The following is a 1,019-nucleotide window of genomic DNA, read 5'->3' as shown; positions in this document are numbered from 1 at the left end:
AAGTGACTTACCTCAGATCCCTTGTGTCGAGTTAACAGGAAACATATCTCGACCTTTACAAGATCTAGAAAAACGTTATGGCACCATAGTTATTGACTGCGGTGGAGCGGACTCCAAAGCAATGCGGTCGGCTTTGTCTTTTGCAGATATAGCATTACTGCCATTTAGACCCAAAAGAAGGGATTTAAAAGTAGCCCCTTCAATGTCTGAGATCCTGGAAACGGCACAAGCATTAAATGCAAAGTTAAAAATCTTCACTTGTATAACTCAAGCCCCAACACTACCTAGTCAGGCATATCGAATCGAAGCAGCTAAGAACCTTCTGTCCTCTTTAAACATGAACCCTTTAAGGCATATCACTCGCAATTTAAATGGGTGGGATGATGCAGATGAGTCAGGGCAAAGTGTTCTAGAGTGGTCTCAAGATCCCAAAGCAGGAGAAGATGCTAGAGCGTTATTTGATGAATTAATGGAGACCATAAAATGAGCAAGAATCCATTTTCAGATATCAAAAGGAAAGGCACCGAGCCTAAAAAATCATTCATCGAGTCTGCCAAGGTTGATGGCAAAAAAGACAAAAATGAGAGGCGAGGATCTAGTTACATAGACAAGGAAACAGGAGAGAGAGTACCTTTGTCAGGAAAAATAATCCAAGTTCCAGTTAATGGTTACGAGCTATCTATACTAGAAGATTTATCTAAAGAAGCAGGCCTACCTATAGGTACATACCTGAGAAACTTAGCTATGGACAAAGCTCAATCCCGATAAAAAGTATACGTATAAAATACATATTTTATACGTATATAAAATCATTACTTTTAAGTTCTAGTAGCAACATTCCCCTCTATACCCTCAACTCCCCTCAGAAGAAACAACACAACATATATAAGTTTTTATATTCTTGCGCTTGCCATAGCATGGTAAATGCTTATAATGAAAAATGATCCGCTATATATGCGCATCATTTAATAGAAAACAAAGAGGAAATAAACATGAGAAATGTACAAATAACTCAAAAC

2 protein-coding genes are annotated in these 1,019 nt (G+C 38.1%); both read left to right on the top strand.

Going from position 1 to position 1,019, the window contains the following annotated elements; all coding sequences use genetic code 11:
- Positions 1-487 (top strand): chromosome partitioning protein ParA (locus R8O10_RS24055; protein ID WP_318191801.1); only part of this gene is annotated, 487 nt, incomplete at its 5' end.
- Positions 484-768, top strand: coding sequence for a hypothetical protein (locus tag R8O10_RS24050; protein WP_318146308.1), 285 nt, complete (start codon positions 484-486; stop codon positions 766-768). The genes R8O10_RS24055 and R8O10_RS24050, both read left to right, overlap by 4 nt.
- Positions 769-1,019: the final 251 nt, after the last annotated feature.

Origin of the sequence: Vibrio sp. 1727 (assembly GCF_033344415.1) — a bacterium.
In the GTDB taxonomy this organism is placed as follows: Bacteria; Pseudomonadota; Gammaproteobacteria; order Enterobacterales; family Vibrionaceae; genus Vibrio; species Vibrio alginolyticus.
The sequence above is the reverse complement of the archived record's forward strand: the minus strand, read 5'-3'. Positions and strand labels throughout refer to the sequence as shown.